This is a genomic window from Amycolatopsis sp. NPDC051106 (assembly GCF_040682775.1).
GTDB lineage: Bacteria > Actinomycetota > Actinomycetes > Mycobacteriales > Pseudonocardiaceae > Amycolatopsis.
Window position 1 is genome coordinate 100,332 of sequence record NZ_JBFBBQ010000003.1, and the last position, 21,127, is coordinate 121,458.

Annotated in this window: 19 protein-coding genes; 10 read left to right on the plus strand and 9 right to left on the minus strand. The window is 71.5% G+C overall.

Going from position 1 to position 21,127, the window contains the following annotated elements; all coding sequences use genetic code 11:
* Both AB0M83_RS03725 and AB0M83_RS03730 read right to left on the minus strand, forming a co-directional pair.
* On the minus strand, positions 1-504 hold the full coding sequence (locus tag AB0M83_RS03725) for a YfcE family phosphodiesterase (RefSeq protein ID WP_364511954.1): 504 nt from the start codon (positions 502-504) through the stop codon (positions 1-3).
* Positions 501-1,154 carry a GntR family transcriptional regulator gene (locus tag AB0M83_RS03730; RefSeq protein ID WP_364511957.1) on the minus strand — a complete coding sequence of 218 codons (654 nt, stop codon included), beginning with the start codon at positions 1,152-1,154 and terminating at the stop codon, positions 501-503. Before AB0M83_RS03730 ends, AB0M83_RS03725 begins: the two co-directional genes overlap by 4 nt.
* 76 nt (positions 1,155-1,230) lie before the next feature.
* Between AB0M83_RS03730 and araD the strand changes: the two genes are divergently transcribed.
* From araD to AB0M83_RS03745, 3 genes are all read left to right on the plus strand, one after another.
* Entirely contained in the window at positions 1,231-2,943 is a 1,713-nt protein-coding gene (gene araD, locus AB0M83_RS03735; RefSeq protein ID WP_364511960.1) for an L-arabinonate dehydratase, read from the plus strand.
* 154 nt (positions 2,944-3,097) lie between these two features.
* Complete coding sequence (locus AB0M83_RS03740) at positions 3,098-4,903, plus strand: VanW family protein (RefSeq protein ID WP_364511963.1); 1,806 nt, start codon at positions 3,098-3,100, stop codon at positions 4,901-4,903.
* Between the two features lie 51 nt (positions 4,904-4,954).
* Positions 4,955-6,154, plus strand: coding sequence for an MFS transporter (locus AB0M83_RS03745; protein ID WP_364511966.1), 1,200 nt, complete (start codon positions 4,955-4,957; stop codon positions 6,152-6,154).
* 30 nt (positions 6,155-6,184) lie between these two features.
* On the opposite strand, the gene AB0M83_RS03750 is transcribed toward AB0M83_RS03745, so the two are convergent.
* Positions 6,185-6,469 (minus strand): hypothetical protein, encoded by a 285-nt coding sequence (locus AB0M83_RS03750; RefSeq protein ID WP_364511969.1) that lies wholly within the window; start codon positions 6,467-6,469, stop codon positions 6,185-6,187.
* Positions 6,470-6,678: 209 nt separating this feature from the next.
* On the opposite strand from AB0M83_RS03750, the gene AB0M83_RS03755 reads away from it, so the two are divergent.
* Positions 6,679-7,953, plus strand: a complete 1,275-nt coding sequence (locus tag AB0M83_RS03755) for a diguanylate cyclase (RefSeq protein ID WP_364511971.1) — start codon at positions 6,679-6,681, stop codon at positions 7,951-7,953.
* Between the two features lie 66 nt (positions 7,954-8,019).
* On the opposite strand, the gene AB0M83_RS03760 is transcribed toward AB0M83_RS03755, so the two are convergent.
* The gene (locus AB0M83_RS03760; RefSeq protein ID WP_364511974.1) at positions 8,020-9,372 is read right to left on the minus strand and encodes a TrpB-like pyridoxal phosphate-dependent enzyme; all 1,353 of its coding nucleotides are present in this window, start codon (positions 9,370-9,372) and stop codon (positions 8,020-8,022) included.
* Between the two features lie 65 nt (positions 9,373-9,437).
* Between AB0M83_RS03760 and AB0M83_RS03765 the strand changes: the two genes are divergently transcribed.
* Both AB0M83_RS03765 and AB0M83_RS03770 read left to right on the plus strand, forming a co-directional pair.
* On the plus strand, positions 9,438-10,292 hold the full coding sequence (locus AB0M83_RS03765; RefSeq protein ID WP_364511976.1) for an arginase family protein: 855 nt from the start codon (positions 9,438-9,440) through the stop codon (positions 10,290-10,292).
* A complete protein-coding gene (locus tag AB0M83_RS03770; RefSeq protein ID WP_364511978.1) occupies positions 10,289-10,978 on the plus strand; it encodes a dienelactone hydrolase family protein in 690 nt (229 codons plus the stop codon). The genes AB0M83_RS03765 and AB0M83_RS03770 overlap by 4 nt, the downstream gene beginning before the upstream one ends.
* Before the next feature lie 16 nt (positions 10,979-10,994).
* On the opposite strand, the gene AB0M83_RS03775 is transcribed toward AB0M83_RS03770, so the two are convergent.
* The gene (locus tag AB0M83_RS03775) at positions 10,995-14,342 is read right to left on the minus strand and encodes a CHAT domain-containing protein (RefSeq protein ID WP_364511981.1); all 3,348 of its coding nucleotides are present in this window, start codon (positions 14,340-14,342) and stop codon (positions 10,995-10,997) included.
* Positions 14,343-14,443: 101 nt separating this feature from the next.
* On the opposite strand from AB0M83_RS03775, the gene AB0M83_RS03780 reads away from it, so the two are divergent.
* Positions 14,444-15,646, plus strand: coding sequence for a hypothetical protein (locus AB0M83_RS03780; protein WP_364511983.1), 1,203 nt, complete (start codon positions 14,444-14,446; stop codon positions 15,644-15,646).
* A 15-nt stretch (positions 15,647-15,661) separates the two neighbouring features.
* On the opposite strand, the gene AB0M83_RS03785 is transcribed toward AB0M83_RS03780, so the two are convergent.
* Together AB0M83_RS03785 and AB0M83_RS03790 are read right to left on the minus strand one after the other, a co-directional pair.
* Positions 15,662-16,168: a TIR domain-containing protein gene (locus tag AB0M83_RS03785; RefSeq protein WP_364511986.1), complete on the minus strand. Its 507-nt coding sequence runs from the start codon at positions 16,166-16,168 to the stop codon at positions 15,662-15,664.
* 81 nt (positions 16,169-16,249) lie between these two features.
* On the minus strand, positions 16,250-16,969 hold the full coding sequence (locus AB0M83_RS03790) for a Crp/Fnr family transcriptional regulator (protein WP_364511989.1): 720 nt from the start codon (positions 16,967-16,969) through the stop codon (positions 16,250-16,252).
* A gap of 139 nt (positions 16,970-17,108) precedes the next feature.
* Between AB0M83_RS03790 and AB0M83_RS03795 the strand changes: the two genes are divergently transcribed.
* Together AB0M83_RS03795 and AB0M83_RS03800 are read left to right on the plus strand one after the other, a co-directional pair.
* A complete protein-coding gene (locus AB0M83_RS03795; RefSeq protein ID WP_364511991.1) occupies positions 17,109-18,536 on the plus strand; it encodes a hypothetical protein in 1,428 nt (475 codons plus the stop codon).
* Positions 18,537-18,794: 258 nt separating this feature from the next.
* Positions 18,795-19,256 carry a phage tail protein gene (locus tag AB0M83_RS03800; RefSeq protein WP_364511994.1) on the plus strand — a complete coding sequence of 154 codons (462 nt, stop codon included), beginning with the start codon at positions 18,795-18,797 and terminating at the stop codon, positions 19,254-19,256.
* A 32-nt stretch (positions 19,257-19,288) separates the two neighbouring features.
* On the opposite strand, the gene AB0M83_RS03805 is transcribed toward AB0M83_RS03800, so the two are convergent.
* A complete protein-coding gene (locus AB0M83_RS03805; RefSeq protein WP_364511997.1) occupies positions 19,289-19,702 on the minus strand; it encodes a hypothetical protein in 414 nt (137 codons plus the stop codon).
* 109 nt (positions 19,703-19,811) lie between these two features.
* Here AB0M83_RS03805 and AB0M83_RS03810 point away from each other — a divergent pair, with 109 nt between their 5' ends.
* Positions 19,812-20,438, plus strand: a complete 627-nt coding sequence (locus AB0M83_RS03810; RefSeq protein ID WP_364512000.1) for a glyoxalase — start codon at positions 19,812-19,814, stop codon at positions 20,436-20,438.
* A gap of 19 nt (positions 20,439-20,457) precedes the next feature.
* Here the strand turns inward: AB0M83_RS03810 and AB0M83_RS03815 are convergent, their stop codons facing one another.
* Positions 20,458-21,075: a hypothetical protein gene (locus AB0M83_RS03815; RefSeq protein WP_364512002.1), complete on the minus strand. Its 618-nt coding sequence runs from the start codon at positions 21,073-21,075 to the stop codon at positions 20,458-20,460.
* Between the last annotated feature and the right edge of the window lie 52 nt (positions 21,076-21,127).

The following is a 21,127-nucleotide window of genomic DNA, read 5'->3' on the forward strand; positions in this document are numbered from 1 at the left end:
CTACCCCCTCGGGGGCAGTTGATGCAGCTCGACGTCTCTCAGGGTGCCGCTCTCGATGCGGCAGGTCTGGTACGTGCAGAACGGCTGGCGGCGGCGGTCCGTCGGCGATCCCGGGTTGAGCAGCCGCAGCCCCGCCGGCGTCGTCGTGTCCCAGGGGATGTGGCTGTGCCCGAAGACCAGCACGTCGGTGTCGGGGAACTGCGCGTCGCACCGCTGCTCGCGGCCCTGTTTCGAGCCGGTCTCGTGGATGACGGCCAGGCGGACGCCGTCGAGGTCCGCCCGGGCGATCTCCGGCAGCCGCGCCCGCAGGTCGGCGCCGTCGTTGTTGCCGTAGACGCCGATCAGCCGCTTGCTGCGGGCTGCCAGCTCGTCCAGGAGGCCGGCCTCGACCCAGTCGCCCGCGTGCACGACGACGTCGGCCGCCGCCACCTCGTCCCACACCTGCTCCGGCAGCGCGCGGGCGCGGGCCGGCAGGTGGGTGTCCGAGATGAGCAGCAGCTTCATCCGATGGCCTTCAGGACCCGCTCGAGGAACCCGCCGATGTGGTCCTTGAGCAGCGACGCGGCCCCTTCGGCGTCGCCCTTCTTGGCCGCCGCGAGCACCGCCTTGTGCTCGGTCCACTCCTTCTTCCAGCTGGGGTTGGCCTCCCAGCCGACGATGCTGATGAGCGCCGCACGGTCCTTGAGGTCGTCGAGGATGCTGATCAGCAGGGGGTTGCCGCAGCCGCGGTAGAGGGCGCGGTGGAAGCGGCGGTTGAGCAGGCTCAGCGCGGCCTGGTCCTTGTCCGCGATGGCCGCCGACGCTTCCTTCAGCGCCTCCGCCGCGTCGTCGAGCAGTGCGGTGTCGCGCTGTTCGACGGTCCGGCGGACGGCCTCCGGTTCCAGGACCATCCGCACGTCGTAGACGGACTTCGCTAGCTCGGCGTCGACCATGACCACCGAGGCGCCCTTGTAGGGGCTGAACGTCACCAGGCCGGAGTTGGAGAGCACCTTGAGCGCCTCGCGCACGGGCGTCTTCGACACGCCGAGCCGCGCGGCCAGCTCCGCTTCGACGAGCGGCTGGCCGGGCACCAGTTCGCGGGTGAGGATGCCGCGGCGGATCTCCTCCAGGACCACTTCGGTCCGGGAGGCGGGCAGGCTGAACGTCCCGGTCATCGGTGCTCCCTCGGTCGTGTCGGAGCCCATTCAACCAGGCCCGCGAGATCATATATCAGATGCCATACTGGATCGCATGAAAGCACCCGAGGAGCTCCGCAGCCACCGGTGGTTCGGTGGCGAAGAACTGCGCAACTTCAGCCACCGCGCCCGAAGCCGTCAGCTCGGCTACAACCCGGAAGAGCACCTCGGCAAACCGGTCATCGGCATCCTCAACACCTGGTCGGACATCAACCCCTGCCACATGCACCTGCGCGAACGCGCCGAGCAGGTCAAACGCGGCGTCTGGCAGGCCGGCGGATTCCCGCTGGAGTTCCCGGTGGCCACGCTTTCGGAGACGTACCAGAAACCGACGCCGATGCTCTACCGCAACCTCCTGGCCATGGAGACCGAGGAGATCCTGCGGTCCTACCCGATCGACGGCGCCGTCCTGATGGGCGGCTGCGACAAGACCACGCCGGCGCTGCTGATGGGCGCGGCGAGCGCCGGGCTGCCCGCGATCTTCGTCCCGGCCGGGCCGATGCTGCGCGGGCACTGGCGCGACGAGGTCCTCGGCAGCGGCACCGACATGTGGAAGTACTGGGACGACAAGCGCGCCGGGCTGATCGGCGACGCCGAGCTGTCCGAACTGGAGCGCGGGCTCGCGCGGTCGCCCGGGCACTGCATGACGATGGGGACGGCGTCGACGATGACGTCGGCCGCCGAGGTGCTCGGCATGACGCTGCCGGGTGCCGCGTCGATCCCCGCCGTCGACTCGGCCCACCACCGGATGGCCGCGGCGAGCGGCGCGCGGATCGTCGACATGGTCTGGGAGGACCTGACGATCACGCAGGTCCTGGACAAGCGCGCCTACGCCGACGCGATCACGACCGTGCTGGCGCTGGGCGGGTCGACCAACGCCGTGATCCACCTGATCGCGATGGCCGGGCGCAGCGAGATCCCGGTTTCGCTGGCCGACTTCGACGCGCTCGCCCGGCGCGTGCCGGTGCTGGCGAACCTCCGTCCCGGCGGCGCCTGGCTGATGGAGGACTTCTACTACGCGGGCGGCCTGCCGGGGCTGCTGTCGCGGCTGACCGACCTGCTGCACCTCGACCGGCCCACCGTCACCGGCCGCACGCTCGGCGCCGATCTCGAGGCCGCGAAGGTGCACAACGACGACGTCATCCGGCCGCGGGAGAACCCCCTGTCCGCCGAGGGCGGAGTGGCGGTGCTGCACGGGAACCTGGCGCCGTCCGGCGCGGTGATCAAGCACATCGCCGCCGAACCGCACCTGCTCACGCACACCGGGCCGGCCGTGGTGTTCGAGGACTACGCGGACCTCAAGAAGCGGATCGACGACCCGTCGATCACGGCGGACTCGGTGCTGGTGCTGCGCGGCTCCGGCCCGCTCGGCGGCCCGGGCATGCCGGAGTACGGCATGCTGCCGATCCCGTCGCACCTGCTGGAGCAGGGGGTCCGGGACATGGTCCGGATCTCCGACGCCCGGATGAGCGGCACCAGCTACGGGGCGTGCGTGCTGCACGTGGCGCCGGAGTCGCACGTCGGCGGGCCGCTGGCCCTGGTCCGCGACGGCGACCTGATCACCTTGGACGTCCCTTCGCGGACGTTGCGGCTGGAGGTGTCCGATGAGGAGCTCGCGCGGCGACGTTCCGAGTGGACGGCGCCGGCGCCGCGGTTCGAGCGCGGCTACGGCGCGCTCTACAGCGAACACATCACGCAGGCGGACGAAGGCTGCGACTTCGACTTCCTGGCCCGGGCCGGGCACAACCCGGAACCCGACGCCCGCTGAGAACCCGCCGAGACCCCAGCTACGGCCGGGCCGGACACAACCCTTCCGTGACCGGTTCATCCCCCGTTAGGGCGAGTCGTACGGCATGTCCGGGTGCCCCGTACTCTGACGTCGTCACCGGCGTGTTCCGGTGCCGCGTTGAAGGGGTGGAGAGTTGCCGTACGAACCGCGCTGGCCCGAGTCACACGGTGAGCAGACGGACGTCCTGCCGGTCGTCCGGCCGGAGCCGGAGCCGGAGCCGGCCCTCACGCCGGCGCAGAAGCTCGCCCGGCGGATCAACCCGCGCAAGGCCGGCCTGATCGCCGGCGGCGCCTTCGCCGTGCTCGTCGCGGTCTACGGCATCGACCTGCTGGTCAGCCAGGGCAGCGTCCCGCGCGGCGTGACCGTGGCGGGGATCGACGTCGGCGGGATGGACCGCCAGGCCGCCGAGCAGGAGCTGCGCGGGCAGATCGAACCGCGGCTGACGCGCCCGCTCGCCGTGACCGCGGGCGACGTCCGGGGTTCGCTGTCGCCGACCATCGCCGGGCTGAAGCTCGACTGGCCGCAGACCCTCGACCAGGCCGGCGAGCAGCCGCTGAACCCGTTCACCCGGCTCGCGTCGCTGTTCTCCAGCCGCGAGGTCGGCGTCGTCAGCCACGCCGACGACGCCAAGCTCGCCGCCGCCCTCGACGGCCTCCGCGGCCAGGTCGACCGCGAACCGGCCGAGGGCACCGTGAAGTTCGAGGGCACGAACCCGGTCGCCGTCGCGCCGAAGCCCGGGCAGAAGCTCGACGTCGGAGCCGCGAAGGCCGCCGTCGTCGAGAAGTGGGCGCGCGGGGAGACCCTGGCGCTGCCGGTCACCAGCACGCCGGTCCGCACCACCCCCGAAGGCGTCCAGGCCGCGCTGGAGCAGTTCGCGCGCCCCGCCGTCTCGGGCCCGCTGGTGGTCAAGGGCGACGGCAAGAACGCCACCGTCAAGCCGGACGCGATCGCCGCGGCGCTGAGCTTCGAGCCCGCCGACGGCGGCGGTCTCACGCCGAAGATCGACAACGCCAAGATCGCCGAAGCCGCCAAGCCGCAGCTGAAGTCCACCGAGAAGGAGGGCAAGGAGGCGACCATCGTCTTCGAGGGCGGCAAGCCCGCGGTCGACCCCTCCACCGACGGCCGGACCATCGACTGGGACCCGAGCCTCAAGCCGCTGCCCGACGTCCTCAAGAAGACCGACGGCCGCGAGGTGGCCGCGATCTACAAGGACAGCCCGGCCAAGGTGACCACCGAGCAGGCGAACCAGCTGGGCGTCAAGGAGGTCGTCGGCGAGTTCACCACCGGTGGCTTCGCGGCCGACTCCGGCACCAACATCCGCGTCGTGGCGCAGAAGGTCAACGGCGCGATCGTCAAGCCCGGGGAAACCTTCAGCCTCAACGGGTTCACCGGCCCGCGCGGCAAGCCGCAGGGCTACGTCGAGGCGGGCGTGATCAAGGACGGCGCGCCGGGGCGCGAGGTCGGCGGCGGCATCTCGCAGTTCGCGACGACGCTGTACAACGCGGCGTACTTCGCGGGCATGAAGGACGCCGGGCACAAGGAGCACAGCTACTACATCAGCCGCTACCCCGCCGCGCGCGAGGCGACGGTGTTCCAGAACCCCAACGGCTCCAGCGTGATCGACCTCAAGTTCACGAACGACTCGCCGACCGGCATCGCGATCCAGGCGATCTGGTCGCCGTCGTCGATCACCGTGAAGCTGTGGGGCACCAAGCGGTACACCGTCGAGTCGATCGCCGGCGGCCGCTCGAACCCGAGCGACCCGCAGCCCAAGCCGGGCCCGGCGGAGAACTGCCACGCGTCGAACGGCGCACCGGGGTTCACCACGAGCGACACCCGCGTGCTCAAGGACGCCGCCACCGGCCGTGAGGTCAGCCGGTCGACCCGGACCGTCCACTACAACCCGCAGCCGAAAATCACGTGCGGCGAAGGCCAGTGACCTCCTAACGGCCGTTCACGCAGCGCGTCCGCGGAGGTACCGTGGGTGCCCATGACGGCGCGTGCGGTCGGGTTCCGGGACGTCCTGGCGGTGGCCGAGTTCCGGGCGCTGTTCTCCGCCCAGCTCGTCTCGGTCACCGGGGACCAGCTGGCGCGGGTCGCGCTGTCGATCCTGGTCTACGACCGGACGAACTCGCCGGGCTGGGCCGCGCTGACGTACGCACTGACCTTCCTGCCCGACCTCGTGGGCGGGCCGCTGCTGTCCGGCCTAGCCGACCGCCACCCCCCGCGCGCGGTGATGGTCCTGTCCGACGTGCTGCGCGCGCTGACGGTTGCCGTGATGGCCTGGCCGGGCCTCCCGCTGCCGGCGGTGGCGGCCCTGCTGATCGGCGTCCAGCTGGTCAACCCGGTGTGGAACTCCGCGCGCGCCGCGTTGCTGCCGCAGGTGCTGCCGGGCGAGACGTTCGTGCCCGGGATGGGCCTGCTGATGATGCTGGTGCAGGTGGGCCAGGTCGCCGGGTTCGCCCTCGGCGGGCTGCTCGTGGCGCTCATCGGCACCGGCGGCGCCCTGCTCGCGGACGCCGTGAGCTTCGCGGCGTCGGCGCTGTTCCTGGTCGCCGGGGTCCGGTCCCGGCCCCCGCGGGAGTCGTCCGGTGTCCGCTGGTGGCGGCACGTGCGGGCGGGCTGGACGGTGGTGGTCGGCGACCGGCGGCGGCTCGCGCTGGTCGCGCTGGGGTGCGTGTCGGGGATCTACATCGCGGGTGAGGCGATCGCGGCGCCGTACGCGGCCGAACTGGGCGGCGGCGCGGTGGTGGTCGGGCTGCTGCTCGGGGCGTACGCGCTGGGCAACGTCATCGGGATGGCGGCGTTGTCGCGGATCCCGCCCGATCGGCGCGCCCCGCTGCTCGGGCCGCTGGCGGTGCTGGCCTGTGCGGCGTTGCTGGGGTGCGCGCTGCGGCCGGACCTGCCGGGCACGCTGGCGCTGCTGACCCTGTCGGGAGTGGCCAGCTCGTACAACCTCATCGCCAACACGACGTTCGTCCAGCTGACCCCGGACGCCCAGCGCGCGCAGGCGTTCGGCTTCGCGTTGACGGCGTTGCGGGTGTCGCAGGGACTGGGCGTGGTGCTGGCCGGGCTCGCCGCCGAACGCGCGGCACCGCACGGGGTCGTCGCCGGGGCCGGGGCGATCGGCGTGGTGGCCGCCCTCGGCGCGGCGGCGTTGTGGCGGCGTGCGCAACCGGAACCCCGGTGACCGGCGGGGTCGCCGGTCACCGGGCCCCGGTCAGGACCGCGTCCAGTCGGTCGGGATCTGCCGCGGGGTCCAATCGGTCGGGCACTGCGGCAGCGGTGACGAGACGCCGGGACGGTTCCAGTCGGTCGGCAGCTCGCGCACAGTCCAGTCGGTGGGCAGTTCGCGCGCGGTCCAGTCGGTCGGCAGCTGCCGCGGGGTCCAGTCCGTCGGGATCGCGCGGGTCCAGTCGGTGGGGAGCTGCCGCGTCCAGTCGGTCGGCCGCTGCGCGCGCCGGCGGGACGGGACGATGTTGGCGTTGGGCAGGAAGTGCGACATGATTTTCTCCTGTTCGTAGGGATGGTGCACGGTGCGTGACCGGACGGTAGCCCGACCAGCCTAGTGACACACCGCGTTCATTCGATTACAGTGACGATTTCCGCGAAGGGGTTCCGTTCTGAGCAGAAGGGCGTTTCGTGGGATTGTCCGGGTCCCAAGGGCGAAAGCCCAGCTCAGAACGTCCACGATCGGGTATCCGTACGTGGGCGATGTGGAAACTGCCCACTCCGGTGTTCGGCTACGTCCTCGTCATCGACGCGCTGGCGCTGGTCGCGATCGCCGCGACAGCGGCGCTGGTGCCGATCACCGCTCAGTCCCTCCTCTGGTGCGGCCTGATCCTGGCCGGTGAGGTCGTGCACCTCGAAGCGGCGCAACGCATCGAGCGCATCCGCGAGCTCGCCGCCGACGGCCGGCCGCACATGCACCTGCAGTCGATCTGGATCTTCGCCGGGCTGCTCCTGCTGCCGCCGCCGCTGGCCACGCTCGTCATCGTCGTCAGTTATGCCCATTCCTGGGTCCGCGTGTACAAACGACGGGGTGTGATTCACCGGAAAGTATTCTCCGGGGCCACCGTCATTCTCGCTTGTTTCGCGGCCGGTGCCGTGCTGTCGGCCGGCACCGGGCACGTGGCGCCGTACGTGCCGTACCTGGACGGGTTCGGCGGGATGACCGCGCTGCTGCTGTCCGGGATCGTCTACTTCGGACTCAACTACGTGCTGGTGATCCTCGCGATCGTGATGAGCAACCCGGGCAAGCCGCCGCGGCAGGCGTTCGGGAACCCGTCGGACGTGCTGATCGTGCTGGCCGCGGTCGGCGTCGGCTGCGGGATCGCGCTGGTGATGACGGTCCGGCCGTGGCTGCTGCCGGTGCTCATGGTGACGCCGGTGGCGCTGCACATCGGCCTGCTGCTGCCGCAGTTCCAGGCGGCGGCGCGCACGGACTCCAAAACCGCGCTGCTCGCGCCGGAGTTCTGGGTCCAGCTGGCGCGCAACGAACTGGCCCGCGCCGCCGAGCTGTCGTCGACCGCGGGCGTGCTGATGATCGACCTGGACCACTTCAAGGCCATCGACGACGGCAACGGCCACCTGGCGGGCGACGAGGTCCTGCGCGCGATCGCGGCGGCGATCCAGAGTTCGGTGCGCAGCGGCGACTACGTCGGCCGCTTCGGCGGCGACGAGTTCGTGGTGCTGCTCCCGGGCGCGACGAGCACGGAGATCATCGCCATCGCGGACCGCATCCGCACGGCGATCGCGCGGACCGAGGTGCCGGTCCCGGTGGTCCGCCCGGGCAAGCCCGAGGTGATCGACGGCCTGACGGCGTCGATCGGCGCGGCGGTGTACCCGGAAACGGCGACGGAGTACACGATCCTGCTGCAGGCCGCGGACGACGCGGTGTTCGCGGCGAAGGCGGCGGGCCGGAACCAGGTGATCCTCGCGAGCCCCCACACCGAGCTCATCCGCCCCGAAGTCCCCGACGTCCTCTGACTCCAGCTCGAGCGCCCCAATGTGGCGTTGGGTGCGTCCCACGCACCCAATGTGGGGCGCTCCGGGTCAGGGGAGGGTGGCCAGCGACGCGTCGAGGGTTGCCGCGGACAGCTCGTTGTCCACCATGTCGCCCGCCAGGTAGGCGCCGTAGGCCGGCAGGTCCAGGTGCGCGTGGCCGCACAGCGCCGTGAGGATCACCTTCTCTTCGCCGGTTTCCTTGCACCGCAACGCTTCCTGGATGCACGCGGCGAGCGCGTGCGTCGGCTCCGGTGCCGGGATGATGCCTTCGGACCGCGCGAACCGCACGCCCGCCGAGAAGCACTCCTGCTGCCCGATCGCGATCGCTTCGATCAGCCCGAGCTCGTAGATGTGCGAGATGAGCGGCGACATCCCGTGGTAGCGCAGGCCGCCCGCGTGGATCGGGTCCGGGATGAAGTCGTGGCCGAGCGTGTGCATCTTCAGCAACGGCGTGAGCCCGGCGGTGTCGCCGAAGTCGTAGGCGTACTTCCCCCGTGTGAGCGACGGGCACGCGGCCGGCTCGACCGCGCGGATCACCGGGTCCATCCGGCCGGCCAGCTTCTCCCGCAGGAAGGGGAACGCGAGCCCGCCGAAGTTCGACCCGCCGCCGGTGCAGCCGACCAGCAGGTCCGGGGTGTCCCCGGCCAGCTCGAACTGCTTCAGCGCCTCTTCGCCGATGATCGTCTGGTGCAGCAGCACGTGGTTGAGGACGCTGCCCAGCGCGTACCGCGCGTCCGGGTCCTGCGCCGCCTGCTCGACGGCCTCGCTGATCGCGATGCCGAGGCTGCCCGTCGAATCGGGGTGCTCCTCGAGGATCGCCCGGCCGGACGCGGTCAGCTCGGACGGGCTCGGGTGGACGGTCGCGCCGAACGTCTCCATCATCAGCTTGCGGTAGGGCTTCTGGTCGTAGGACGCGCGGACCTGCCACACCTCGCACTCCAGCCCGTACTGGGCGCAGGCGAAGGCGAGCGCGCTCCCCCACTGGCCGGCGCCGGTCTCGGTGGTCAGCCGGGTGACGCCTTCGGCCGCGTTGTAGAACGCCTGCGGCACGGCGGTGTTCGGTTTGTGCGAGCCGACCGGGCTGACGCCTTCGTACTTGTAGTAGATCCGCGCCGGGGTGCCGAGCGCCTTCTCCAATCGGCGCGCCCGGTACAACGGCGACGGCCGCCAGAGCCGGTAGACCTCCCGGACCTCCTCCGGGATGTCGACATAGCGATCAGTCGTCACTTCCTGGGCGATGAGGGCCTGCGGGAAGAGCGGGGCCAGGTCGTCCGGGCCGACGGGTTCCCGGGTGCCGGGGTGCAGCGGCGGGGGCGGCGGCTCCGGCAGGTCGGGGATGACGTTGTACCACTGGGTCGGCAGCTCGTCTTCGTCCAGGACGTACTTGGTCTTCTCGGCCATCGCGCCTCCTTGGTCGGCACCTCAACCTAGGACGCCTCCGGCCGCGGAGCCAGTACGGTGACCGGGTGGGGAACTACGTCCTGATCGACGCGCCGTCCAACCTGGGCCTGCGGCCACCGGCCGAGGGCGCGGTGCCCGGCTGCTACAAGACCCCCGGCGTGCTGCGCGACCTCGGCATCCTCGACCGCCTGGGCGCGGCCGACGGCGGCGTCGTGACGCCGGGGCGGTACGTCGGCACGTGGTCGCCGGGCGACGGGGTCCGCAACTCGGCGGCCATCGCGTCGTACACGCGTGCGCTGGCTTCGCGGGTGGCGGCAGTCCGGTCTTCGGGTGGGTTCCCGGTGGTGCTGGGCGGCGACTGTTCGATCTCGCTGGGCGCGATGCTGGCGCTGCGCCGGTCCGGCCGGTACGGCATCGCCTACCTGGACGGCCACGACGACTTCCGCCACCTGGGCATCGCGGACCACGTCGGCGCGGCGGCGGGCGAGGACCTGGCGATCATGACCGGCCGCGGTGCCGACGACCTCGCCGACATCGACGGGCTGCGGCCGTACGTCCGCGACGGCGACGTCCTGGTCCTCGGGGTGCGGACGGCCGAGTCGACACACTTGCGCGCCGCGGGGATCCCGTTCGTCACCTCGGAAGCGCTGATGGCTTCGACGCCGGTGCCGTCGTTCCCTGAGCTGGACGGCTTCTGGATCCACGTCGACATCGACGTCCTCGACCCGGCGTACGTGTCCGCAGTGGACAGTCCCGACCCCGGCGGCCTCGATCCGGCCACGCTGGTCTCGGTCCTGCGGGAGCTGCTGGCCAGGCCGGGCGCGGCGGGCTTCGAGCTGACGGTGTTCGACCCCGACCTCGACCCGGACGGCCACCAGGCCGAACTGGTCGCCGACATCCTGGAAAGGGCCTTCCGATGACCGACGTGCCGACGGACCTCCCGGTGTGGCAGCCGCCCTCGGGTCGCGGCCCGGGCCTGGTGCTGATCCAGGAGATCTTCGGACTGGACGACTACCTGCGCTCGGTGGCGGCGGAGCTGGCCGCCGCGGGGTACGTGGTGGCGGTCCCGGAGCTGTTCCGGCGGACGGCGCCCGGCTGGTCGTCCACGCACGACGAAGCGGGCGTGGCGGCGTCGATGGAGGTGGCGGCCGCCTTCGACCCGGCGCTCGGGCTCGCGGACGTTCTGGCGACGGTGGCCCACCTCCGCGCCCTGCCCGCGGTGTCCGGCGGGGTCGGGGTGCTGGGGTTCTGCCTGGGCGGATCACTGGCGTTCGCGGCGGCGGCCGAGGGCGACCCGGACGTCGCGGTGTCGTTCTACGGCTCGACGGTGGCCGCGCAGATCGCGGACCTGGCAAAGATCACGTGCCCGATCCAGTTCCACTTCGGCGGCCAGGACCCGTACATCCCGCGCGCGGACGTGGCGCTTGTCGAGGCGGCCGTCGCTTCCCACCCGGGAGCGGAGATCCACGTGCAGGAGGAGGCGGGGCACGCGTTCCACAACAACGTGGCCCCGATGTTCCACCACCCGGAGGCGGCGGCCCGCGCCTGGGCGCTGACGACCGGCTTCCTGGCACGCACCCTGCCGGCCGGTTCGCGACCTGTTTGACGGTCTCGAACCGGCGTCAGCGGCCGTGGTGCGTGAAGGCTCCCCAGATCGTCACGTCGGTCGTTTCCGGCAGGGCCAGGTCGCCGATCATGGCTTCGGGCAGGTCGGCCAGCGGTTCACGGGCGGGGTCGAGCATCCAGAGCTGGGCGGCTCGCAGCGCTTCGGCGGGTGGGAACCGTCTCCGGACGAGGAAGTGGTGTATCGCGAACATCAGGACCGCGGTGCCGCGATCGCCGGTCTCCCACCGGGATCCGATCACGGTGACCGCGCCGGCGGCCAGGAAAGCGGTGGCGAGGGTGAGCGCTTCGTCGTAGTCGACCGCGGTCAGGTCGCTGCTGCAGGAGGTCAGGACGACGGTCCCGCCGGGATTGCCCGGTTCGCGGCGAGCGGCGTGCCGGAGCACGGTGTCGATGGGCAGGTCCTCGGTGAGCACCAGCCGGGATGCCTCGGCCGCGGTGCCGACTTCGGCGTGACAGCTCAAATGCAGCAGTGAGGCGCCTGCCGTGCCGGCTCCGGGGACGTGGGCGAGGAACGCGGCCGGCGTCGCGGGCAAAGCCTTCGGTAGCGGTGCGCCATCCTCGTCGGACTCGAATCCACGCAAGTCTCCCAGCAGCACTGCTCCTGGGTAGAAGACGTCGTGCAGCACCAGCGCCTCTTCCGCGGCGAACCCGAGGTTTCCCCGAGGGTCGGTCACCAAGACGGGTGCGCGGCCGATCGGCTGCGCGGGCCGGCGCACGCTGTCCAGGAACTGGCGCGCCGACGCCGCGGTGGACAGGATCAGCTCGGTGCAGCCGAACCGGGACTCGCCGAGCCGGGACTCGCCGAGCCGGGCGGCCGGCCACGACACGATTCCCAGCTCTCCCAACGGGACCAGCACGACCCGGCGGCCGCGGCCGACCTCTTCCAGAACCGTGCTCAGCACGGCGGTACCGGCCCAGTCGCACAGCGCTTCCAACGCCGCCTTCCACTCGGCGGGGGTGTTCTGGTCGGCGGCGATGAACTCGGCGAGCGGCCCGTCCGATCGCATGACCAGGTCCGGCAGTTCGCGGATGATCGGCCGGCCGTTCCGGTGGACGCCGATCAGGCGCCCGGGCGCCCCCTCCGTGCCGGGCACGACGTACACAAGGGCTTCGATGTCGTTGCCGGTCAGCTCGCCGGCGACTGCGGCCATCGACGGCGCGACGAACAGCCTGCTCCCGGCCGAGCTCTCGCGCAGCACCTCCAGCACGCGATGGCGCAGGCCACCGCTGGTGACCAGCTCCGGATCGGTGGCCGGCCGGCCCTCCCGGGTGTGGTCCGCCCACGCTTCGGCCAGGTCCGGGTGACCGAGTTCGCGCAGCATCGCCGGCACTTCCAGGGTCGAAGTCGCCGCGTGCAGCGCCAGCCCGCGGCCGAGTTCGATCGCGCGAAGAGCCGCACCGGCGTCGTCGGTGGCCAGGCACCACCCGGCGAGGATGGCCGCGTCCGCGGCCGCGCCCCGCGCGGTGAGCACGGCGTGGCCGACCCCGGTCTGCAGCAGGACGAGACCTGCCTGTTCCTCGAGTGCCGCGAAGCCGTGGCGGCAGGCGAGTTCACTCTGCCCCGCAGCCCGGCAGGCGCGCGCGAGGGCACGGAGGACCTCGAGCACCTCCACGCCGTCGGCCGAATGCCGGGCCTGCTCGAGATGCGTCACCGCACGGCTCGCCGCATCGGCCGGACCGATGCCTCGTTCGTGAGCCGTCAGGTAGGCGAGGCCCAACAGAGCCCACATCGTCGTCTGGTCCTGAGGGAGCGTGACCCGGTCCAGCTGGGCTTCGAGCCGCTCGATTCCGGCGAGGACCTCCACGGAACCGCCGTCGAGGGCGCCGGCCAACGCAGCGGCGGTGTCAGCCGCGAGCACGAACATGTTGACGGATTGTCCCGGCACGGGGCCGGCAGTGAGACGTGCCTGCAGGGCGCCGACGGACTCCCGGACGTTCTTCGCGCCGATCAGCGCCAGCCGCAGCCCGGCGAGCCCCGACATGAGCTCGGCTCTCGGCCGCATCACGTGCGCCGCGGGCAGTAGGGCCGTCGCCTCGTCCAGCCGCTCGGCCGCGACAGCGAGATCGGCGTCGTTCCCGGTTCGCAGGGCGCGGCTGACGCCGACCAACGCGGCCGCCATGGCGATCACCGCCCAGGGGCCAACGGGGCCGTCCCCGGCCGACACCACCGCCTTGTCCAACAGCAGCGCGGCCGAGTCGGCGTCCTCGATCAGGCCTCCGACGAGATGCCGGTCGGCCAGGACGCCGCCGACCAGGCCGATCGCGACGGCATGCAGGTCGTCGTCGGCAGGTAGAATCCGGACGGCTTCCAGGAGATCGTTGACCCCCGCCGTGGTCTGTCCGGGGTCTCCCCGGGTGTCGCGCAGGAGCGCCAGCATGGACCGCAACAGGAGATCCGCGCCTTGCTGGGCGGGCCCTGCTTCGCCGGTCCGGGCCAGCACCTGGTCGACGATCTCCTGCGCCTGGGCGATCCGGTCCGGGGTGGGTTCCGCCGCGGCGGAAACCACCAGGGCACCGGCGAGCTGACGCCGGATGCTGTCGGACAGCGGATGTGCCTCGGGCACGGACGACGCCCGCTTCAGCAGCTCCGCCGCTTCCCGGAGGTCGTCCAGGCTGCCATGCCCGGCCCCGCCCACCAGGATCGTGGCGAGATCGGCCCGGAGCATCGGCGTGAGCATGTGGTCTTCCGGCAGCCCGGCCAGCTGCTGTCGCAGCCGGTCCGCCTGCACGGCCGGTTTCGCCGCCGGCGTGATCATGGGCATCATCGAGCGCAGCAGCTCGATTCCCGGGTTGTCGGTCTGCGGGGCGTCGTCCAGCACCTCGTTGAGCTTGGCCACGGTCGCTTCGGGCAGAGGCGCGGCGCCCGCCACCATCAGGTCTGCGACGGGCGACATGAGGGCGAACAGCGTGCGGATCTCGGGCGGCCACGAGGCCACACCGGTGACGGCCGACAGCCGGTCTCGCATCTCGTCGACCCCGGCCCGCACCCCTTCCGGGCCGGTTCGCGCGACCCATTCCGCGGTCCGCAGGACGGCACCGAGGTCCGGGACGGGATGGTCGCGCAGGGCTTCGGCCGAAGTCCGGCCCACCATGGTCAACATCAGCGCCACCTGGGACATCCGGTCACGCTGCCCGTCGATGCTCGCCGGGTCGGCCAGCACCAGATCGGCCAGCTCGGTGGCCCGGACCCGGTCGGAATCCGCTCCGCCGTGCAGGACGTAGCGGACCGCCAGCGCCGCGGCCAGCTCGGCCCGTGTCGCACGCTGCTCGTCGCTGCCGTCGACGAGTCCCGTGAGCCAGCCGGACAGCTCGGCGATCCGACGCTCGACTTCGTCCGCGGTCATGCTCGCCTCTCGATCTTGAACGGCCGGAAAGGACAAAAACGTGACAACAATCGGACGCTCGCCATTTCGATCACGCCGATCCTTTCAGCGATCCACACGCCGTGGAATCCACCGTACTCGTCCGCCCCCGCCACATGCGACACTGCACGCGCGGCGGTGTCCGCGGCCGACAGAGAAGAGGACTTGCCGTGATTGATGACGGGGATCCGAATGAATGGCCACTCGAACCGGCTGAACGGGTCGAACTGGTTTCGACGGATCCCGCTCTCCGCGGGCCCGGCGAAACCCATGCCGTCCTTTCCGCGATTATTTTCCACCCGCCGCGCGCGCACGTCACCGCCTGGCGCGACCCGGCCGGTCCGCCACCCGAAACCAGGCTGGTGGAACTGCGCTACGGCGCCGAACTCGACTTCCTGCCGCACGGAACGACCTACCGCACTGCCGACGTGATCATGACCTTCCCCGAGGACTGCCGGGTCGTGGCCGCGCCGGACCTTCCCGGCTCGGAGCACATCATCGGCGGCAGCCGGTTCCGTCAGCACTTCGACCGGCCCGAGCCCGGGCGAACCGTCTGGACCCGGCTGATCGTCGAGGTTCCCGCCGGCCGGACCGACCTGACCGGCAGCATGACCTGCGAGGTGGACCTGTCCCGCAGCTTCGGGGCACGACGGCGCCGAGTTCCGATTGCGGCGGCGAAGGAAACGCCGTTCGCCACCGGTGTTCCCGGACACCACGCCGGTTCCGCGGTTCGGTTGTTCGTGGCGACCGATCTCGCCGGCTTCAGCCGGCGCGGCCCCCTGGGCAGCGGAAGGGCGCAGCGGGGTACGGCGGAAGTGTTCGACCGCGCGACCGAGGCGACCGGGGTCGAGCTCGACGACAGGCAGGAGCAGGGCGACGGCCTGCTCCTCACGTTCCGCCCGGCCATCGACGAACGAACCGTGCTGCGCGCGTTCTACTTCGAGCTGCTGTCGGCGCTGCGCGAGCACAACCGCGATCTGCGGCCGGAAGCGGCGCTGCGGCAACGGATCGGCATCGACCGAGGGCTCTCCGAGCGCAATGCCCTGGGCTGGGACAAAGGTGCCCCGATCGCGGCCTCCCGGCTCCGTGACTGCACGCAGGCCCGCACGGCGCTCGAGGCCAACCCGAAGGCTCCGTTCGTGCTGGTGGTGTCCGACCCGCTGTACCGAGACGTCTTTCGCGACCCGGACCACGATCCGGCCGGCACCACCTTCACCAAGATCGCGATCGAGATCCCCGGTAAGGATTTCACCGCCACGGCCTGGCTGCACGTCGCCGGTGAGTGAGCGGACGTGCCCTGCCTAATCCCCGCCGACCCGCTGCCGCATGCGCGCGGCGAGCTGCTGCGGGGTGTGCTTGTACGCGTCGAGGTAGACCGTGTAGGCGTGCAGTACGTCGGCGGGCAGGTCGATGTCGCCGAACACCACCGGCAGGATGTAGGGCTCCGGGCGGCGCAAGGCGGTGCTCATCGCGAAGCAGAGTTCGTCCATGCCGAACGACGACGCCAGGTACTCCTCCGAGATGAAGGGGACCACGAACCGGGTTCCGGTCCGGTAGACCCGGCGCATTTCGACGAGGACGTTCCGGCCCCACCAGTCACCGCTGATGTCCTCGTCGTAGAACACGCGCAGGCCCAGCTGCCGCGCCGCGAGCACCGTCTCGTGCACATAGGACCGTTGCCTGCCCGAGAACGAGACGGCGATGTCGTAGTCGAACCGCACGGCTGCCCTCCGGCGCCCGGGCGGCTCGAACGGCAGTACTTCGGCCTGCTCCTGATCGTCCCGATCATCTTCGCGTACCGCCCTCATCGCACACCTGCCCGTCATCCACCGCGCGAACCCGTCGACCGCAAGTGTGGCGGCGCCGCCGTCCGACGACCGCCCTTTCCCTCATCCGAGGGACCGGAACCCGGCCGCCACCTCGTCCAGCCCCGCCTGGTCGCGGACGACCAGGCGGCGGCCGCCGGTCTCGAGCAGGCCGGCCTCACGCAGCTGCCGCAGCGCCCGCTCCGCGGTCGCCCGGGTCACGCCCACGAACGACCCCAGCTCCAGCTGGGTCAGGTCGAGCCCGATGACCACGCTGCCACCGACATCGGTGCCGTACAGCTCGGCCAGTTCCCGGACCAGCCGGGCCACCCGGACGGGCGGCGCGACGCCGGTGTAGTCGACCCGGCGGCGATTCGACGCCCGCGCCTTGTGCGCGACGATCGAAGCCACCAGCATCGCCACGGTCCGGTCGCGGGCGACGATGGCCCAGAAGGACTCGGCGGACAGCCGGCTGGCAACCACCGGTCGGCGACCACACGCCCGCACCGTGGCCGACCGCGGATTCCCGTCGACGGCGGAGAACTCGCCGATCAGGTCTCCCGCGCCGCGAACCGCGAGAAGGGCGTCGTGCTTGCCCATCCGGCCCGTCACCTTCACGTACGAACTCAGCAGGAGAAAGACATCGTCGCCGACGGCTCCCTCGTCGACCAGGACCTCGTCCGCCGCGAAGCCGACCAATTGCCCGGCGGCCAGCAACGCCGTCAGGGATTCGTCGGGCAGCAATGCGAGAAAACTGGACGGCGGCCACCCGGCTCGATACTCGGAACCCGCCGGGTCGGTCATTTCCTCAAGATAACCCCGGGCGACCGGATCGGACACCATCGCTCGATGCGGCGGGGCCGGTGCGAGGCTTTCGGCGGGCACTGGAACCGGTCCCGGACATTCCCACCAGACTCTCCGGGAAGTGAGGACAATCGACGTCATGGACAACCTCCTTCCGGCCGGTCCACCGGAGCGGTCCGGCCCGCTCGTCGCGACCGCGGTGGTGGTCGCGGGCGCCGCGCTGGGCGGTCTGCTCGGGCTGGCCGTTTCCGCGGCCCGCGGCACCGGCCCGTTGCTCACAGCGGTCCTCGGTGCCGCGTTGTTCACCGCACCCGCCGTCGTGGCGGCGACGCTGTGGATCCGGGCCGGCGCGCTCCGCGTGCCCACCCGGACGCCGTACCGGCCCGGCGATCGGTTCCATGGATGGACCGTCGTGAGGCACCGGCCGGGCGGCGCGCGGTTCGACGAGTACGAGGTCCGGCGCGGACACCGGGCCGCGTACCTGACGGTCGCGGCGAACGACGGGGACCCGTGGTACCCGACGGCGAACCGGACGCTGCTCGCCGTTCGTTCGCGGCACGTCGCGATGCCCCTGCAGTCGGGTGTCGCCCGGACCCGCCCGTACCTGCTCGTCGACCACGGCGACGGACGGCCGCTGACCGAACACCTCGGGGCGGGCGGCGACGACGAGTTCACCTACGAGGTCGCTGTGTCGGTCATGTCGGCGCTGCGGGACCTGCGCGGGCACGACACCGTCCACGGTGCGGTGCACCCGGACAACGTGCTGGTCGGTGACCACGGGGCGCTGCTCTGCGCGTTCGACCGCAGCCGCCTCGCGTCGGTCGGCACGAGCACGGTGCCGAGCGTCCGTGACGACATCGTCGGCTGGGCCGAGGTGGTCCACGCGGTGTGGAACGGGCGCCCTTTCCTCGGTGCCTGGGGAGAACCGGCGTCCCCGGACGACCTCGCCGGCTTCCCGGTGTGGATCCGGAAGGTCGTCGGCGACGCCCTCGTGCTGGTCCCGTCCCCCGAGGACATCCTGCGCGACTTGACGCGGGCAGCGCCGGCACCCGGCCGCCGTGTCGAGACGGCGCCGGCGCGTCCGCCCGCCTCACCGCCGGCGATCACCCGGCGAGCCGCGACGGTCGGCGCGGTGACCGTCGCGGCGGCCGTCGCACTGCTGATCATCGCTCCGGCGTCGCCGCCTCGTGCCACCGCCGGCTCCTCGCCCGCCTCCTCGGCGGCTGTGCCCGCCACGCTCCCGCCCCCGGACACCAGCGCCGCGGCGACCACGGCGATCTCGGAGACCAGCACTACCGCCACGACGCCGTCCACGACCGTGGCCACCGGCTGGACGATGCCGGATTTCGTCGGCAGCGACCTGCAAGACGCCCAGGACCGGATCCAGCGCATCACCGGCAATTCCGTGTTCTACACCTCGTCGCACGACGGCACGGGCGCGGGCAGGCACCAGGTCCTGGACCACGACTGGCGTGTCTGCGCCCAGAACGTTCCGCCCGGCGCCTCCCTCACGCCGACCTCGAAGATCGACTTCACGGTGGTGAAGCACGGCGAGACGTGCCCGTGAGAGGCGCTCGGCTCATGCCGTCGAACGGGCACCGCAGTCATCACAGTCAGGGGCAGATCGGTGACCGTCGAGCGGTTCGGCCCGTCGGCCCCACGGTGTCCCACCGTCGAGATCGGCCGGCTGCCGCGCGACGCGGTTCGCATCGGCGCTCCCTCCCGCCGCTCCCCTCGACCTGCGGCTCGCCGGGTTCCGTGCGGCCGGCTCCCGCGTCGTCTACCTTCGTCACCAGCGCGTCCGCTGACCCGGGAGGAAACCGCCATGCCCCACGCCGTCGACTTCGGAACCGTATCGACCGCCGGCCTGGAGTCGTCGCCGGTCGCGGCCGCGCTCGCCGGCCTGCGGGCGAACGAGGCCCGGTACTTCAAGAACAAGTACCACCACGTCTTCACGGTCGAGCCCGCGAGCGACGCCGCGGCGACCGTCGACTGGGTGCACCGGATCCTCGAGGAAGAACGCGGCATCGTCATCTCCTCGCCCGCGCTCGAAGCCACCGAATTCCAGGTCGAGGACATCCGGATGGCTTATGTGTTCTACGAAAGCGGCCTGTCGGTCAACGTGATGTACACCCTCGGCGACGGCGGAAAACGCGCGGTCGGGTTCAAGCTCTCCGACGGGATGGAAGTCCCCGCGGAACTCGGCTCGTTCAAGTTCGCCCGGCAGAAGTCGAAGCTGGCCGGCACGATCCGCGGCTCCTACTTCGTCATCAAGAACGAGTACTGACTCGCGCTCGGGCCGGCCGCGCCGGTGCCGGATCAGTCCCAGTAGTTGAAGAGCACTTCGCCGAGGTCGGCCGGAGCCCAGTACTTCAGGTCCTCCGCGTAGTACCCGGGCCACGTCTTCGCGTCGAACGGCCCGGCCAGGTCGGCCGGGGTGAGCACCAGAAAGGCCGGGTGTTCCGCCAGCACGGCGACCAGGTCGGGAGCGTCGAGGAACGTCAACGGGCCCCAGCCGGCGGCGGTCCCGTCGATCGCCCGTGGCTCGGCGACCGCGAGCACCGGTTCGGTCCGATCCCCGGTGCACACGATCGAGAGGCGATGGTCGCCGTAGTCGACGACGCCCTGGTGGAAGTTCGGCGTGACGCCGTCGGCGATCCGGAACTCCACGACCCGGCCGCCGGTACGCCGAGCCGCCTCGTGGCACACCCGGCGGAACTCACGCAGGTCCATCGCGCGACCGTATCCGCCCGGCGCCGATCCACGGGCCCGATTTTCGCCGGCGTCAACCGATCAGGAATCGAGAAGCGCTGGTCATCGCCCCGCGCCTAGCGTTACCGGCATGACGAACATCGACTCCATCACCCTCGAAGTGGCCGACATGACCGCCGCCGAGCGCTTCTACGCCGATGCCTTCGGCCTGACCACCCAGGTCCGTTTCCGCGAGGCGCAGCAGCCCTCCACCGGCTTCCGCGGCTACACCCTCTCCCTCATCGTGGCCCAGCCCGCCGACGTCGACTCGCTCATGGCCACCGCCCTCGAAGCCGGGGCCACCACGCTCAAGCCCGCCGCGAAGTCCCTGTGGGGCTACGGCGCCGCCGTCCAGGCACCCGACGGCGCCATCTGGACCCTCGCCACCTCGACGAAGAAGAACACCGGGCCGGCGACCCGGGCGATCGAGTCGATCGTGCTGCTCCTGGGCGTCCAGGACATCCTCGCCAGCAAGAAGTTCTACGTCGAGCACGGACTCACCGTCGCGAAGAGCTTCGGCCGCATGTACGTCGAGTTCGACGGCGGGAGCGGCCCCGTCAAGCTCGCGCTCTACCGGCGCAAGGCCCTCGCCAAGCAGGCGGGCGTCGCGCCCGAAGGCACCGGCGCGCACCGGATCGCCGTCAACGCCGCCGCGCCGTTCACCGACCCGGACGGGTTCGCCTGGGAAGTCGCGACGACCCAGTCACTCGACGCCTGACCGGAGTTCGCGCCGGCCGTCACCTGTTCGGGAGCTCGACCAGGGTGCCGCGGCCGACCGGCGCCGCGGACTTGGGGCTGCCCGCGCAGACGTACCCGCTGTACGTCCGGCCCTTGACCCGTTCGGCCACCGGCCGGAACCGATCGGGCCGGAGGCCGCGGAACCGCGTGGCGACGACGTCTTCGTACAGGCGCTGCGAGACGACCAGCACGACGTCTTCGCCGGGGTGCCGGGCCAGCGTTTCGCGCACGGAATCCGCGTCGAGCAACCGGCAGGCGACGACGAGGGCGTCCCCGATGGGGCCGAAGACCCCCGCGGTCAAGGCTCCGTGGTGCATCGAAATCCGCAGCCGCGGCCGCGGCCGGCTGCCCCGCCCGAGTTCCTCCACCACCTCGTCGACGAAGTCCGCGACGACGCGGGAAACGTCGGAATCGGCGGGCAGCACCGCCAGTTCACCGTCCCCTCGCGGTTGCCGGAGCCAGCCGGCGCGGACGAGCCCGGCCCCTTCGGCAGCCCGGTCGAGCACCTCCTCCAGCCGCAACGAAACCGCGGCCTGGTCGAGGATCCCCATTCCGGAGAAGCCTTCGACGTCCACCGCGACGACGAGTCCATAGACGAGCTGACCTTCGTGAAGCATGTTTCCATCCCCTCGGCAGAGCCGATGTCCCTGGGACGATTGAACCGTCGCG